Below are 15,956 nucleotides of genomic sequence, written 5' to 3'. Positions count from 1 at the left end.
TCAGATGGCTAAATATCACTCAGCCGTTTTTATTAACTGTACACAAAAGTTGTCATTTTGTATTTTCGGTCTCTTTGTCGCTGGTACGTGAGGCAATTTTACGGGCAATACTATTGGCGGTTTCTTTTAGCAAGCTGCGCTTATGCTCTAAGCGAGGTAACGGGCGACTAAGCTCCATCGCTTTATACCCTATACGCGCAGTAAAAATACCTGCACTTAGTCCTTGCGCTGCACGGCCCGACAATTTCCCCAGTAATTCAGCGCTTAGTGCCGTTGCAGCTAAATCTGAAACTAACTCTGCACTACCAACAAACAACACTTGTTTCACTAATAAGCGGTACAATTTAATACGGCTTGCATAACCAAAACCAATACCGTAAATACGGCCAATTTGCTCAATGAGCTTAGTGCCACGCCATAGCACCGCCATCATATCAACTAAAGCCAGAGGGCTTAGCGCAACCAATAAACCAGACTCAGTGGCAAAACGGTTAATCAGTTTTTTCGCTTGCTGATCTTGGCTGACCAATAAGCTATCGGCGTATAAGGTCATGATTTCTTTATCGGTATGGTGACTTGCTATTTGTTGCTTAAACTCTTCAAACCCTGTAAGCGTTTGATGTTTATTAAGCTTTTCAAGCCACGGCAGTGCTTCTCCTACTTGCTCGCTATTGAGTAAACGGTCGGCTTCGGTACGATGTAATTGATTGCGCTTTAAACTTCTTAGCATGCGGTACTCGCGCCAAATAACACGGGCAATTAGTAGCACACCACTGAGAACAGCCGTTAAATACACCGAACCTAAAATAATTGATTGCTGGAACGTCACAAACAATGACATCGCAAACTCAAGTAGCACTAAAATTAAAAAGCTAACAACAAACACCCCTTTTAGGGTTTGCCATTTAGACTTTTTATACACGGGCTCAAGCTCAATGCTATCTTGCTGATCTTCTTCAGTGTCGATAAATTCGGCGTTTTCTATCACTTTAGCAACAGTTAACTCCTTCGCTGGCGCTTCATTACTTGCAGAGCTTGAAATACGGCGACCTGCCTGAAAGTTCATCTCCTTTGGTTGCTCACTCATGTTAGTTTATCTCCTATCAGGTACTGCATGACATGATCTAAACGAATATGTTTTAACCGTTTATCAGGGCATGGCAGTGGCGAAAACGATAAGAACTCAAAGCCCTGTTTTGGCCACTCTTGTTTGTTGAGCAGGCGTGACGGTGGTTGCGGTGGTAAATACGTTAGCCATTCTTGTTCGCCTAAAGGCTTGCCATAAATACAAGCTAACTGTTGGCCTTTTTCAGCCACTTGGCGCGGCTCTGTAGCGCAGATAGATGACATTGCCATGGTTTCGATTTGCACGCCTTCGAACTTTAAATGATTCGATTGGTCATGCACGATTGAATCAAGCAATAGCGCTAAGTCTTTATGATATTGCGCACTAATATGATCTGACTTATTGGCCGCAAACAGTAGCTTGTCGATGTTTGGTTTAAACAAACGTTTAAAGAAGCTTGCTTCACCATAATTAAAATGGGCCAACAATTGGTTAATAACACGGCTTTGCTCATGCAGGGTTTCGCTGCCTTCATTCAAAGCACTGAGCACATCCACTAGCACAATTTGTCGGTCAAAATGACGAAAATGCTGCTCGTAAAAAGGTTTTACAACCTCTTTTACATAGGCTTTATAGCGCTTTTTAAGATGCGCTAGATTCGACCCTTCGATTATTTCGTCAGGCACATTCGCAACCGGAAAAAACTGCAGTAGCGGCGCTCCTTTAAGCTCGCCTGGCATCAGCATGCGACCAGGTTGCAGCATGGCAAGTTTGGTGTCTTTTTTAAGGCCCACTAATAACTGCTGATAAAGCGCAGCGACATCAGCAAGTTTGCTCTCATCAACACTGGCTGATAGGTCAAGTTCAGCAAGGGCTGTTAAAAATGGCTTCGCTTTTTCGTTGCGTGCGGTTTGCTGCAAGAGTGAGTATTGTGACTCACACCAATCAGCAAATGATTGCTCTAGCATTGGCAAATCAAGTAGCCATTCACCTGGGTAATCAATAATGTCTAAATAGAGTGTTGATTGCGGTGCAAAGTGACCGCGTAGCCCCGAATTACTTTGGTACTTAATAGCTAAACGTAGCGTATTTATACGCTCGGTAGAGGCAGGCCAAGCTGGCTCACCTTCAACAGGTAATAACGCTGATAATGCATTTGTGTATTCAAATGTCGGTATTGTCAGTGCTTGCTGCGGCACAATTTTTGTAGCGATATGACGCTTTTCGCGCATCACATCAAAAAAAGGTAAGTTTTTTTCGTCAGCTTGACTGGTTAAATGTTTAACCAAGGCGGTAATAAAAGCGGTTTTGCCGCTGCCACTTAAGCCTGTAACGGCTAACTTCACGTGTTGATCTAAACTACGGTGAAGGGCTTTTTCCGCTTTATTTTTTAACGAATTAAAGGTGTTCTTTGCAAATGATTGGCTCATAAAGTGTCTAGCACCTTATTTGCGCTGGGTATCACGATGCAAACAAGGTGCGTATATATCCTTTAAAGTTTGTTGATTTCACGGCTAACCGTAAATTCTGTTGATGTGACATAGCGTTCCATCTCTTGTAAACGACCATCAACTCGAGCAAGACGATCTTTTAAGTCTTGCAATGCACGGCGAGGTGGTTCCCCTTTTTGCCATACTTTAAATTTTACTTCAAGCGGGTCTTGGTGAATGCTGTCTGTGCTTTTCTCTGTTTTTTCTGCTGGTTTTTTATCTAAAATAAACCAAGCAGCAATGTAAGCAACAACAATAAATTGACCACCTGATAATAACGCTGCCGAAACAACTAAGATACGTACCAGCCAAAGCTCCATGTTAAAGTAATCACTGATACCTGCACATACACCACCTAACTTGCCACGTTCAGGATCTTTATATAGTTCGCGTTTGATACTCATACTTTACGTCTCCACTGCGGAGCCTCTTGATCAAGTAAGGCTTCTAATGTTTCAACACGCTCTGCCATTTTATCTGCTTTTTGTGCAAGCTCTAATAATTGGCGGTGCTCGTGTTCACTTAAACCTTGGCTCACTTGTTTTTTGCTACGGTAATGTAAAATTAGCCAAAGTGGGGCAACAACCACCATAAAAACAATAATCGGTGCCATCAAAACTTCTGCGTCGAACATGGTACTCTCCTGTCAATCCGTTATGTGTTTAAGCATTGGGGGACATGCCCCCATTTATTATTTTTTATCTGCTAGTTTTTTCTTAAGCTCAGCGAGCTCATCATCAATCTTTTCGTCTTGCTGAAGACCAGCAATTTCGTCAGCTAATGATTTTTTACCAAGATCATAAGACTCTATTTGTGATTCTAGACCATCGATCTTAGTTTCGTAACGTTCGAAGCGGTTTAAAGCGTCTTCAACTTTAGAGCTGTCGAGTGCTTTTTTAACTTCAAGACGTGACTCAGCAGAGCGTTGACGTAAGATGATTGCTTTTTGACGCGCTTTTGCATCAGCTAGCTTCTCTTGTAACGTGCTCACTTCTTGCTGTAGTTTCTCGATGTGAGACTCTACATGCTCAAGCTCAGTTTCAACCGCTGCGACTGCATCTGCTGACTTTTGCTTTTCAATCAGTGCTGCACGCGCTAAATCATCACGGTCTTTACTTAGTGCTAATTCAGCTTTTTCTTGCCAGTCTGCAACTTGAACTTTTAAAGTTTCAACGCGACGTACTAGCTCTTTTTTCTCAGCAAGTGTTTTCGCTGATGTAGAGCGAACTTCTACTAATGTATCTTCCATCTCTTGGATGATCAGGCGAACCATTTTTTCTGGGTCTTCTGCTTTATCTAAGATGGCATTGATATTAGAATTAACGATGTCTGCAAAACGTGAAAAAATTCCCATAACATTTACCTCTTTGGTGTTTTAACTTAATCAGTTGGTATATCTAGTATCAATATGCTTGCCAACTTTTATAAACTTAGAATAACTTAATATATTCAAACAGTTAAACTAAATTTATAAATTTCTTTAGTTCTAATAGATAATGAAATACACTAGATCTTAGTAAAAATGACTAAGAGTTAGGGAATATGAGCCAATTTCGCCAACAGGATAATTTACTCGGCCAATCTGACAGTTTTTTAAGTGTACTTGATCAAGTTTCGCAACTAGCTAGTTTAGAAAAGCCGGTCCTTATTATTGGTGAGCGCGGTACGGGTAAAGAACTCATTGCTGCCCGTTTGCACTTCTTATCTAAGCGTTGGGATCAAAACTATATAAAGCTTAACTGTGCAGCGCTTAACGAAAACCTGCTCGAAAGTGAATTATTTGGTCATGAAAGTGGCGCATTCACCGGTGCCAGTAAACGCCACGAAGGCCGCTTTGAGCGTGCTAATGGCGGTACGCTATTCCTTGATGAATTAGCCAATACCTCGGCGATGGTACAAGAAAAACTACTACGCGTTATTGAATACGGCGAGTTTGAACGCGTTGGTGGTAAGCAAACCGTTAAAGTCGATACCCGTTTAGTCTGTGCGACTAATGAAGACTTACCAACCCTTGCTGAGCAAGGCGAATTTAGAAGCGACTTACTCGACCGCCTCGCTTTTGATGTGATTACCCTACCCCCGCTGCGTGAACGCCAAGAAGATATCATGTTACTGGCAGAACAATTTGCAATTAACATGGCCCGCGACCTTGAGTGGGAGCTATTTAGTGGCTTTACGCGTAGCGCCATCGAAACGCTACAATCTTATGAGTGGCCGGGTAATATTCGTGAATTAAAGAATGTGGTTGAACGTAGTTTATATCGTCATGGTAACGAACATATTCCCGTTCACCAGATTATTTTAGATCCATTTGCGAGTAAATTTAGACCTAAACAGCGCGTAAAAGCTGCCGTTAGCAGTGCCCCAGTTGCAAATGTCGAAGCTGCGCCTATCGCCACAACACAAAATCAAGACGTTGTGACACTCAATAAGCCCGACATTCAATTTCCTTGTAATTTAAAGCAGCTGTCTAACGACTTTGAAATTGATGTCATTAAAAAAGCACTTGAACATAGCCAATTTAACCAAAAGAAAACTGCAGAACATTTAGAATTAACGTATCATCAATTACGTGGCTATTTGAAAAAATACAATTTATTAGATCAGCAGCAATAGTTAGAGGCTAATCAGGTGTTTAAACCGTTACTTGCTTTGTCTTTGGTGTGCTTAGTAGGCTGCCTAGATAACGAAGAAAAAACCACAGAACAAAAAAACCAGGGCTTAGTCTATTGCGCTGAAGCAAACCCTGTGTCGTTTAATCCACAAGTGACAACGACAGGTTCGACCATCGATATTATCGCCAATCAGTTATATGATCGCCTGTTAAGTATTGATCCGGTGTCTGCCGATTTTAAAGCAGAGCTGGCAACTGATTGGAAAATTAGCCCTGACGGCAAAGCAATTACCTTTACCCTGCGTAAAGGGGTTAAATTTCATACCACAAAATACTTTACCCCAAGCCGTGATTTTAACGCTGATGATGTAATTTTTACTTTCAGCCGCTTATTCGACGTTTATAACCCTTATCACTTTGTTGGTGATGCCAGTTACCCTTATTTTCAAAGTGTGGGTATTGATCAGCTTATTCGTCGCATTGTGCGTGTTTCTGATTACCAAGTACGGTTTGAGCTTTATAATGCTGAAAGCAGCTTTTTAGCAAACCTTGCAACCGACTTTGCCGTGGTGTTATCGGAAGAATACGCCATGCAGCTTAAAGAGCGAAACCAAGAAAACTTATTTGACCAATACCCTGTGGGTACTGGCCCTTATGTATATAAAGAATATCGTCGAGACCGCTTAATTCGCTATTACCGAAACCCTGACTACTGGAAACATCCTGTAGCACTTGAACAACTGGTGTATGACATTACGCCAAACGGCACCACTCGCGTTGCGAAAATGCTCACTAAAGAGTGTGATGTGACTGCGCACCCAAGCAGCGCGCAGTTAAGTATTTTATCGCAACGTGAAGACATTAAAGTTCAAAAAGAGCAAAACTTAAATATTGGTTACTGGGCCTTTAATACTGAGCGCCCGCCTTTTGATGATGTACGTGTACGCCAAGCACTCGCCAGCGCCATTGATGTCGATAAAATCATGCAAGCGGTGTATTACGGTAACGGCATTAAAGCGCAGTCATTACTGCCTCCGGCTTCGTGGGCATTTGAAGCGCAAAAAGCCATGCCTGAATTTAACCCAGCTCTTGCCAAAACCTTGCTCGCAGAAGCTGGCTACAAAAATGGCTTTGATATGAATATTTGGGCTATGCCGGTAAGCCGTATTTATAATCCAAACGCCCGTAAAATGGCTGAGCTGATGCAAAGTGATTTACGCAAGATTGGTGTAAACGTTAATATCGTCGAGTATGAGTGGAACACCTTTTTACAACGCGTTGGTGAGCATAGACACGATAGTGTGTTACTTGGTTGGGCTGCTGATACGCCAGATCCTGATAATTTTATGAGCCCATTGTTAAGTTGCACCGCAACATTTAGTGGTAAAAACCCTGCCAATTGGTGTCATCCTGAATTTGATTTATTACTTACTCAAGCCCTCGACACCACAGATCTTGAAAAACGAAAACAATACTACAATCAGGCGCAGCGGATCATAGTGCAAGAGCTGCCTATTTTGCCGATAGCCCATGGTATGCGCTTTCAAGCAGCAAGTAGTGACGTAAAAGGTATAAATTTAAGCCCATTCGGCGGCATTTCACTAGCTAACGCGAGGAAAGAATAATGATCCTTGATTATATTCTTCGTCGTCTAGCGTTGTTAATGTTTATGATGCTGACGCTGAGTATTTTTACCTTTTCATTGAGCTTTATGTTCCCGGGTGATGCGCTAACTAACTTAAGCGGTATTACTAATAGTACGTTCTCGCAAACCAGTGTGTTAGAGGAAAAGTTTCACTTTACCGACAACTACGTGGTGCAATACTTTGCCTTTTTAGAACGCATTATTCAGGGGGATTGGGGAATTTCTTTTGCATCTGGTGAGAGTGTATTTCAACATATAAAAGACTTATTTCCAGCAACACTCGAATTGAGTCTTTATGCGCTCATTGTATCCGTCATAGTTGGCGTACCAAGTGGTATTTTAGCCGCTGCCTACTACAAACGTTGGCCTGATAAACTGATAAATTCCGGCACACTTTTTGGCTATTCAATGCCCGTTTTTTGGTTAGCATTGTTACTAATTATGGTGTTTTCCCTGCAACTAGGCTGGTTTCCTATGTCGGGCCGAATGGGCCTTCTTTACGAAATAGAACCAGTTACCGGCTTTATACTTATTGATATCTTTTTAGCTGATTTCCCCTATGATGGCATGGCATTTTTAGATGCAATCCATCATTTAACACTACCTACCATAGTACTTGCTATGTATCCGACCACAGTACTAGTTCGCTTTACCCGTGATTCAATGCTGAAAGTACTCGATCAAAGTTATATTAAAACAGCGCGCGCAAAGGGCTTAAACCGTGCGCAGCTGATTATTCACCACGCTCTGCGTAATGCGCTGCTACCGGTGATTAAACAAATAGGTCTACAGTTTAGTACCTTGATCACCCTTGCGATGATCACCGAGGTTATTTTCTCATGGCCGGGCATTGGTCGTTGGCTTATCGATAGTATTTATCAGCGTGACTACCCTGCAATTCAAGGTGGCTTACTCGCTGTTTCTATGTTCGTTATTTTAGCTACCATTATTGCTGAACTCACTTATACCTTATTCGACCCATTATCGCGGAACCAAGCACATGGCAAAGTTTAATTTATTCTCTGAAGAGTCGAATAAATCGCCGTTAGCGCGATTTTGGAAGAAATTTAAAACCAATCACCCTGCCCTTGTCGGCTTATGGTTGTTTATTGCTTTAGTGTTACTGGCAGTGTCTGCACCACTCCTTGCACCTTATGGCGTGAACCAGCAACACAGCGATGCACTGCTATTACCGCCATCGTGGCATGATGCAGGTGACGTACGCTTTTTATTAGGCACCGACGATTTAGGCCGAGATGTATTGTCACGTTTAATGAATGGTGCAACTTACACCTTTGGTTTATCGGTTGTCGCAGCTTTGATCACCACAGTGATAGGTGTGTTAGTGGGCACCTTTGCAGGAATTAGCAAAGGTATTCGCTCAAGCTTTTTAAATCACTTGCTTGATATTACCTTATCAATTCCATCATTATTACTGGCCATCATTATTATTGCGATTCTTGGCCCTGGCTTAATGAATACAGTATGGGCGATTATATTAGCCTTATTGCCTCAGTTTATTCACTCGGTGCGTAACTTAATTGTCGAAGAGCTGAACAAAGATTACATAACAGCATTCAAGCTTGATGGCGCATCCAATTGGCATATTCTTGCTCGTGGTATTTTTCCGAACATTTACGAGCATATTGTGGTTATTTTTACCATGGCGCTTTCTACTGCGATTTTGGATATCTCGGCACTTGGCTTTTTAAAATTGGGCGCCCAGCCCCCCACCACAGAATGGGGCGCTATTTTGGCTGAAAATCTAGGTTTAATTTACCTTGCCCCTTGGACTGTTGGCTTACCAGGCGTATTATTATTTTTAGCAGTGCTGTCTACCAATTTAGTAGGTGACGGTTTACGCCAAGTGCTTAAAGAACGTAAGGCCGACTAATTATGCAATTACTCGATATTCGTAACCTCACTATAGAGTTACGCACTTCAGATACCGTGATTCGTGCGGTGGATAGAGTCAGCATGACCTTAAAAGAAGGCGAAGTACATGCTTTGGTTGGTGAGTCTGGCTCAGGTAAAAGCTTAATTGCAAAAGCCATTGTTGGAGTTTTAAACAAACGTTGGCATATCACTGCAGACCGCATGCATTGGCGTGGCGTGGATTTAATGCGCTTATCTAACGAGCAACGCCGTAAACTCGTAGGTCAAGACATTGCTATGATCTACCAAGATCCAAGCCGCTGCCTAGATCCAACTGCCAAGATATTCGACCAAATTGCCGAGACCTTACCTGAACAAGCAACCAGTGGTTTTTTCTTAAAACGAAACAGACAACGAAAAGACAGAGTAAAAGCGTTAATCCACAAGGTTGGTATTAAAGACCATAAGAAGGTGCTCGACAGCTACCCTCATGAGCTCTCTGAAGGTATTTGTCAAAAAGTGATGATTGCCATGGCCATTGCGCGTACCCCAAAACTATTGATTGCCGATGAGCCAACGACCGCTCTTGAGAGCACCACGCGTGCGCAGGTATTTAGACTGCTAAAAAGCTTAAACCAGCTAAAGAACATGTCGATTTTGATGATCTCTCACGAGCTTGAGGAAATTGTAGAGTGGTCTCATGGCATGCATGTTTTATACTGCGGTCAGATGGTTGAAGCTGGGCCGACTAACAAAATTTTTAGCCAGCCGCGACATCCTTATACCCAAGCACTGTTAAAAAGTTTGCCTGATTATGAGCAAGGGCTTGCCCATAAGGAGCCGTTTTATGCTTTAAAAGGCACCATTCCAACTTTACAACATTTACCTATTGGCTGCCGCTTAGGCCCACGTTGCCCACAAGCACAAAAAGAGTGTGTCGTTACCCCGAAATTGACCAAGCATCATAGCCAGAGTTACGCCTGTCATTTCCCATTAATTAAGGCGATGAAATAATGCAGCCCCTACTCAAAGTTCAAGCATTATCAAAGAGTTTTAATTTACGTGCCGGTTTATTTTCACGTAGAAGCTTTACTGTATTAAAAGATATTTCGTTTTGCTTAGGGCAAGGCGAGACGATCGCCATTATTGGCGAAACTGGCTCAGGTAAAAGTACTCTCGCCAAATTGCTTGCTGGGGCTGATAACGCAGATAAAGGGCAAATTCTACTTGATGGCAATATCATCGAAAATGATGGCTTGCGTGATAACGACTGTCGCCATATTAGGTTGATTTTCCAAGACTCTGAAGCGTCTTTGAATCCAGGTTTAACCATTGGCGATATGCTCAATGACTGTTTACAGTACAACACTGATTTAAACAAAGAAGAGCGTGAAGATAAAATAAAGCAAACCCTCGCAAAAGTGGGCTTGCTTTTAGATCACCAGCACTATTACCCGCATATGTTTAGTAGTGGTCAATTACAACGTATAGCGCTTGCACGGGCTTTAATTTTAGACCCTAAGGTTGTCGTGCTCGATGAAGCGTTATCGTCCCTTGACCCGTCTGTACGCGCACAAACGGTAAACTTATTGCTACGTCTACAAAAAGACACAGGCCTTAGCTATGTACTTATTACGCATCACCTAAGTTTGGTGCGTCATATTAGCGACCAACTTGTGGTACTTGATCACGGTGAGATTGTTGAATACGGCCAAACCGAAGCGATTTTCCAAGACCCCCAATCGGTGGTAACGCAGAAGTTGTTGAACTGTTGATAGTGAGCTATCAGCCGTAAGCTGTCAGTTTGATTCGGCGTTAAAACGCCTCCTACTGAGTGATTCGATCACTCCCCTTGCAGCTTTACTCTTATCAAAACTTTTTATACATCCCTTGGCTTTGTGGTGCGACAAACTTGTAGCCAAGCTTTTCGTAAAAGCCAGGTTTGTCAGCGACCATAGTGACGTAACTACCTTCATAAGCGGCAGATTCGATGTAGCGGTCAACATGTTCCATAATGACACGCCCTAACCCTTGCCCTTGATATTCAGGTGATACAGCAATATCAACCACTTCAAAATTACAGCCGCCATCACCAATAACGCGGCCCATGCCAATCAACTCATCGTTTTTACGAATACAAATAGCATAAAGAGAGTTTGGTAACCCCGCCTTTGCAGCCGCTAATGAACGTGCTGATAAGCCAGCTTTAAGGCGCATATCACAGTATTCTTCTGCGCTTGGTAGCTGCTCTATTAGACTGTACTCCATAAAAGCTCCTTATAACTTGCATTACCTTTAACGTTAACAAAAAAGGCGCCAGTAGGCGCCTTTTATTTAACTCAGTTTGCTAATTATTCAGCAGCTTGAGTCGCTTTTGGTACTTGCACTTCAGCTTGTGCTTTTAGTGCTGCAATAAATACCATGTAGTTTTTATTCACTTGAGCCATCGTGATGTTTTGCTTTTGTTGCTCATTAATCTCAACTTCAGTCGCTGGATTAACTGCTTTTAGCGCAACAATTGCCGCATCGCCATTGTTTAGGTCAACAACTTCAACCTCTGGTGCACCTTGTGGGTGAGCCATTTTGAAAGCTTGTTGAACAATAGCTGGTGACACTGTGTAAGCTTGACGAGCAAGTGCAGCTTCTTGGCGTACTGTTAGGCCTTCAGCTTGTGCAACTTCGTTTAGGCTCTTACCAGCTTCGATCTCAGCGTATAGAGTACGTGCTTTTTCTTTAGCAAGCTCCGATGCTTTTTGTGAAACTAACGTCGCCTTAATTTGCTCAGACACATCTGCTAGTGCTTTCGTAGTCGCAGCTTTGTGATCGTTTACACGAACAACAACAGCATGTTCATCACCTACTTCAATTACTTCTGAGTTCATGCGATCTTCTAACACTTCAGGTGAGAAAATAGCAGTAACAACTTGTGGGTTGTTTAGCGGCTCAGGTAATGCATTGCGAGTCACAAGTTCTGTTTTCTGCACTTCAACGCCTGCTGCTTCTGCTGCATCAATTAAAGTATCTGAAATTTCGAACGCAAGCTCACCCATTTGAGTTTGCTTTTCATAGAACGCATTAATTTTCTTAGTACGCTCAAGTTCAGCGCGAAGCTCATCTTTTACGTCAGCATATGGTTTAACTTGCTGTGTTTGAATATCAGTAAGTTTGATGATGTGATAACCAAACTCTGATTCTACAACGTCAGAAGTGTCACCTTTGTTTTCAAGAGCATACGTTGCATCTTCAAACGCAGGGTCCATCATATCACGCTCAATCCAGTCTAGGTCACCGCCCATTTCTGCACTCACTACGTCATCAGAAGATGACTCAGCTAGCTCAGCAAAATCAGCACCGTTTTGTAACTGCGTTAGTAGCTCTTCAGCTTTCGCTTTTGCTGCATCATCGTCTTCGCTGTTATCAATTAAGATGTGCGATACACGACGTTTTTCAGGCTCAACATATTGGGCACTGTTTTGATCATAGTAAGCTTTGATATCTTCTTCTGAAACACTTGAATCAAGCGTTAAGCTCGCTGCATTTAAGTCAATGTAGCTTACAGACACTTGCTCTGGTGCTAAGAATTGCGGTTGATTCAACTCATAGTAATCAACAATTTCTTGCTCTGTTACTTCGATACCAGCTTGTAATGATTCTTTAGCAACAACTAAGTAATCAATACTGCGCGTTTGCTGTTGTAGAGCAACGCTGTTGTTTAATTCATTTTCTAAGATGAAATCTGTACCAGCAACGGCACCCACTAATTGGCTGCGTGTCATATCTTCACGTAAATATTCACGGAAAGCATCTGGTTGGAAATTCATTTGACGAATAACTTGTAAGTAACGGTCGTTGCTAAACTGGCCGCCTACTTGGAAGTAAGGCATTTCTAAAATTGCTTTACGAACACTTTCGTCGCTTACACGAAGACCTAATTCTGCCGCTAGTTGAGTTTGCAATTCTTGTTGTACTAAACGGTCGATTACGCCTTGGCGAATTTGTGCCATGTAATTTGGATCAGCAGCGATTTGTGCGAAGTATTCACCAAATTGTTGTTCTAAACGGTTACGTTCGTTTTGGTATGCACGGCTGAATTCGGTTTGGCTAATTTTAACTCCATTTACTTCTGCAACGGGTTGCTCTGTGGTTTGTCCTAAATAACCACCGATCCCAGCTAAAGCAAAAGATAAAATCACCGCGCCTAAAATAATTTTGGCTGCAGGTCCCTGCGAACCTTCTCTGATTTTCTCAAGCATTTATCTATCTCTATTCTGATCAGGTACAAATTAACCCTGCTCATGTAAAAAAAGCGTATCTTACCAGATACGCTTTTTCACTTGAAGTAACTGGTGATAAGTTACCTAAATTCAATTTAAGTGTGATTAGGTATCTCTCACCAACTAATCTTTAATGATTAGTTTACTGCGTCTTTCAGCGCTTTACCTGCTTTGAAAGAAGGAATGTTTGCTGCAGCAATCTGGATAGTCTCACCAGTTTGCGGGTTACGACCTGAACGCGCTGCACGCTCACGTACAGAGAAAGTACCAAAGCCAACTAGCGCTACTGAATCGCCATCTTTAAGAGCGCCTGAAACAGCCTCGATGAATGAATCTAGTGCACGACCTGCAGCCGCTTTAGAAATGTCAGCGTCAGCTGCGATTTGATCGATTAATTGAGATTTATTCACAATATCATCCTCTTTCATTGTTATTATCAAGAGCGATTGTTTTTATAAAAAATAACATCACTGTTTTGAAAATTTATGAGCAAATTAAGTTTATGCTCAGTTTATTATATTTTTCTCAACCCTAGGCTACATAAGGCCTAGGCTTGAAAACTAGTGCTTAACTTATCATACCCTTTGCATTTGAAAAGCCCCTAAATGCACTTTTTTGCGGTTTTTTTCTGGTTTTTTTCAGTTTCGACAGAAAAACTCTCTACTGGGTGCTTCAAAGCCAGTTTTAAAACGTCATCAATCCATGTAACTGGGTGAATTTCAAGGCCCTCTAATACGTTGTCTGGGATCTCTTTTAAGTCACGTTCGTTAATTTTTGGTATAATAACGGTTTTAATTCCACCACGATGCGCTGCCAGTAGCTTTTCTTTTAAGCCACCAATTGGTAATACTTCACCACGTAATGTGATTTCACCTGTCATTGCTACATCTGAGCGCACTGGATTACCCGTTAAGCTCGATACCAAACCAGTTACCATGGCAATACCAGCACTTGGGCCATCTTTTGGTGTTGCACCTTCTGGCACGTGAACATGAATGTCACGTTTTTCATAGAAGTCGCTATTAATGCGAAGTTTTTCAGCACGATTACGAACAACCGTCATCGCAGCCTGAATTGACTCTTGCATTACATCACCAAGCGAACCTGTGTAAGTTAACTTGCCTTTACCTGGTACAGCCGCTGATTCAATAGTCAGTAAATCACCACCTACTTCAGTCCACGCAAGACCCGTTACTTGGCCAATACGGTCACCGTCTTCTGCTTTACCATAATCAAAGCGTTGTACACCTAAGAACTCTTCAAGGTTGTTATCGTCGATAAGGACCTTTTTAGTGTCTTTATCAAGCAGGATGTTTTTAACTGCTTTACGGCATAGTTTTGACACTTCACGCTCTAAGTTACGAACGCCCGCTTCACGTGTGTAGTAGCGGATAATGCCAATAATTGCGCTGTCAGCAATTTCAACTTCATGCTCTTTTAAACCATTGCGCTTAACTTGTTTTGGAATCAAGTGCTGTTTAGCAATGTTTAGCTTCTCGTCTTCGGTGTAACCCGAAAGGCGAATAACTTCCATACGGTCTAATAACGGACCTGGGATATTAAAGCTATTTGATGTTGCCACAAACATCACGTCAGATAGGTCGTAATCAACTTCTAAGTAGTGATCAGCAAAATGGCTGTTTTGCTCAGGATCAAGTACTTCAAGTAATGCTGATGCAGGGTCGCCACGCATATCTGATGACATCTTATCGATTTCATCTAATAAGAATAATGGGTTCTTTACACCAACTTTAGTCATATTCTGGATTAACTTACCAGGCATAGAACCAATGTAAGTACGGCGGTGACCACGGATTTCCGCTTCGTCACGAACGCCACCTAATGCCATACGCACATATTTACGACCTGTAGAGCGTGCGATTGACTGACCTAGCGAAGTCTTACCTACACCAGGAGGACCGACTAAACATAAAATTGGGCCTTTAAGCTTATTAGTGCGTTGTTGCACCGCTAGATACTCAATAATACGCTCTTTAACTTTATCTAAGCCGTAATGATCACTATCTAAAATCTTTTGTGCGCCAGCTAAGTCTTTTTTCACCTTAGAGCGTTTTTTCCAAGGTACATTGATTAGCGTATCAATATACGAGCGCACGACGGTTGCTTCCGCCGACATCGGCGACATCATTTTTAATTTAGATAACTCAGCGTTTGCTTTCTCTTGCGCTTCTTTAGGCATACCAGACTCTTCGATGCGTTTTTTAATTGCTTCGAATTCATCGGGTACATCATCAAGTTCGCCAAGCTCTTTTTGAATCGCTTTCATTTGCTCGTTGAGATAATACTCACGCTGCGACTTTTCCATCTGCTTTTTCACGCGAGTACGGATTTTTTTCTCAACTTGCAGTAAGTCAATCTCGCCTTCCATCAGCGCCATTAAGTATTCAAGACGCTCAGTCACATCGGCAATCTCAAGCACTTTTTGCTTTTCAGGTACCTTAAGCGGCATGTGTGCTGCCATGGTATCAGCAAGACGCGCAGCTTCATCAATGCCAGACACAGAAGTAAGTACTTCAGGTGGGATCTTCTTATTAAGCTTTACATAGCCTTCAAATTGGCTAATTGCGCTGCGAATAAAGATATCTTGTTCTTGCTCGTCGATATGGCTTGATTCGATGAACTGTGCTTCAGCCACAAAGAAATCATCGTTATCTAAAAACGTTTCAACGCTTGCACGTTGTGTGCCTTCAACAAGCACTTTAACGGTGCCATCAGGTAACTTTAATAACTGAAGTACTGTGGCAATGGTGCCAACACGGTAGATATCATCTTGCTGCGGATCATCAACAGAGGCGTCTTTTTGCGCCACTAGGAAAATTTGTTTGTCCTTGTCCATCGCCGCTTCTAGGCATTTTATTGATTTTTCACGACCAACAAATAGCGGGATCACCATGTGTGGATAAACCACTACATCGCGCAGTGCCAACACGGGGATTTCGACTCGATCTGTTCTCTCAAGCGTCATTATATT

The 15,956-nt window shown here is 42.3% G+C and carries 15 protein-coding genes; 6 read left to right on the top strand and 9 right to left on the bottom strand.

The genetic code is table 11. From position 1 onward, the window contains the following. Positions 1 to 52: 52 nt before the first annotated feature. From NO991_RS13130 to pspA, 5 genes are all read right to left on the bottom strand, one after another. On the bottom strand, positions 53 to 1,087 hold the full coding sequence (locus tag NO991_RS13130) for a TIGR01620 family protein (protein ID WP_138617105.1): 1,035 nt from the start codon (positions 1,085 to 1,087) through the stop codon (positions 53 to 55). Continuing rightward, positions 1,084 to 2,496, bottom strand: a complete 1,413-nt coding sequence (locus NO991_RS13125; protein WP_371352111.1) for a YcjX family protein — start codon at positions 2,494 to 2,496, stop codon at positions 1,084 to 1,086. Before NO991_RS13125 ends, NO991_RS13130 begins: the two co-directional genes overlap by 4 nt. A 62-nt stretch (positions 2,497 to 2,558) precedes the next feature. Then, on the bottom strand, positions 2,559 to 2,960 hold the full coding sequence (gene pspC, locus NO991_RS13120; RefSeq protein WP_300359876.1) for an envelope stress response membrane protein PspC: 402 nt from the start codon (positions 2,958 to 2,960) through the stop codon (positions 2,559 to 2,561). Then, positions 2,957 to 3,190 (bottom strand): envelope stress response membrane protein PspB, encoded by a 234-nt coding sequence (gene pspB, locus NO991_RS13115; protein WP_036969793.1) that lies wholly within the window; start codon positions 3,188 to 3,190, stop codon positions 2,957 to 2,959. The genes pspC and pspB overlap by 4 nt, the downstream gene beginning before the upstream one ends. Positions 3,191 to 3,247: 57 nt before the next feature. Next, positions 3,248 to 3,910, bottom strand: coding sequence for a phage shock protein PspA (gene pspA / locus NO991_RS13110; RefSeq protein ID WP_054553137.1), 663 nt, complete (start codon positions 3,908 to 3,910; stop codon positions 3,248 to 3,250). A 188-nt stretch (positions 3,911 to 4,098) separates the two neighbouring features. Here pspA and pspF point away from each other — a divergent pair, with 188 nt between their 5' ends. Genes pspF through NO991_RS13080 form a run of 6 tightly spaced genes read left to right on the top strand, consistent with a single transcriptional unit; the run spans position 4,099 to position 10,465 of the window. Beyond that, a complete protein-coding gene (pspF, locus tag NO991_RS13105; RefSeq protein ID WP_054562065.1) occupies positions 4,099 to 5,172 on the top strand; it encodes a phage shock protein operon transcriptional activator in 1,074 nt (357 codons plus the stop codon). A gap of 15 nt (positions 5,173 to 5,187) precedes the next feature. After that, positions 5,188 to 6,795 (top strand): ABC transporter substrate-binding protein, encoded by a 1,608-nt coding sequence (locus NO991_RS13100; protein WP_371352110.1) that lies wholly within the window; start codon positions 5,188 to 5,190, stop codon positions 6,793 to 6,795. Further along, the gene (locus tag NO991_RS13095; RefSeq protein ID WP_054553140.1) at positions 6,795 to 7,829 is read left to right on the top strand and encodes an ABC transporter permease subunit; all 1,035 of its coding nucleotides are present in this window, start codon (positions 6,795 to 6,797) and stop codon (positions 7,827 to 7,829) included. Before NO991_RS13100 ends, NO991_RS13095 begins: the two co-directional genes overlap by 1 nt. Then, positions 7,816 to 8,709: an ABC transporter permease subunit gene (locus NO991_RS13090; protein ID WP_054553141.1), complete on the top strand. Its 894-nt coding sequence runs from the start codon at positions 7,816 to 7,818 to the stop codon at positions 8,707 to 8,709. The genes NO991_RS13095 and NO991_RS13090 overlap by 14 nt, the downstream gene beginning before the upstream one ends. A gap of 2 nt (positions 8,710 to 8,711) precedes the next feature. Next, on the top strand, positions 8,712 to 9,704 hold the full coding sequence (locus NO991_RS13085) for an oligopeptide/dipeptide ABC transporter ATP-binding protein (protein WP_054553142.1): 993 nt from the start codon (positions 8,712 to 8,714) through the stop codon (positions 9,702 to 9,704). Next, the gene (locus NO991_RS13080) at positions 9,704 to 10,465 is read left to right on the top strand and encodes an ATP-binding cassette domain-containing protein (protein WP_054553143.1); all 762 of its coding nucleotides are present in this window, start codon (positions 9,704 to 9,706) and stop codon (positions 10,463 to 10,465) included. Before NO991_RS13085 ends, NO991_RS13080 begins: the two co-directional genes overlap by 1 nt. Before the next feature lie 94 nt (positions 10,466 to 10,559). Here NO991_RS13080 and NO991_RS13075 read toward each other — a convergent pair whose 3' ends face one another. From NO991_RS13075 to lon, 4 genes are all read right to left on the bottom strand, one after another. Continuing rightward, positions 10,560 to 10,958: a GNAT family N-acetyltransferase gene (locus NO991_RS13075; protein ID WP_054553144.1), complete on the bottom strand. Its 399-nt coding sequence runs from the start codon at positions 10,956 to 10,958 to the stop codon at positions 10,560 to 10,562. A gap of 83 nt (positions 10,959 to 11,041) precedes the next feature. After that, on the bottom strand, positions 11,042 to 12,943 hold the full coding sequence (gene ppiD / locus NO991_RS13070; RefSeq protein WP_300544854.1) for a peptidylprolyl isomerase: 1,902 nt from the start codon (positions 12,941 to 12,943) through the stop codon (positions 11,042 to 11,044). 158 nt (positions 12,944 to 13,101) lie between these two features. Continuing rightward, positions 13,102 to 13,392 carry an HU family DNA-binding protein gene (locus NO991_RS13065; RefSeq protein WP_175580427.1) on the bottom strand — a complete coding sequence of 97 codons (291 nt, stop codon included), beginning with the start codon at positions 13,390 to 13,392 and terminating at the stop codon, positions 13,102 to 13,104. 173 nt (positions 13,393 to 13,565) lie between these two features. Continuing rightward, positions 13,566 to 15,950, bottom strand: a complete 2,385-nt coding sequence (gene lon, locus NO991_RS13060) for an endopeptidase La (RefSeq protein WP_371352109.1) — start codon at positions 15,948 to 15,950, stop codon at positions 13,566 to 13,568. Positions 15,951 to 15,956: the final 6 nt, after the last annotated feature.

This window comes from Pseudoalteromonas sp. DY56-GL22 (genome assembly GCF_041414715.1).
Taxonomy (GTDB): domain Bacteria; phylum Pseudomonadota; class Gammaproteobacteria; order Enterobacterales; family Alteromonadaceae; genus Pseudoalteromonas; species Pseudoalteromonas simplex.
The sequence above is the reverse complement of the archived record's forward strand: the minus strand, read 5'-3'. Positions and strand labels throughout refer to the sequence as shown.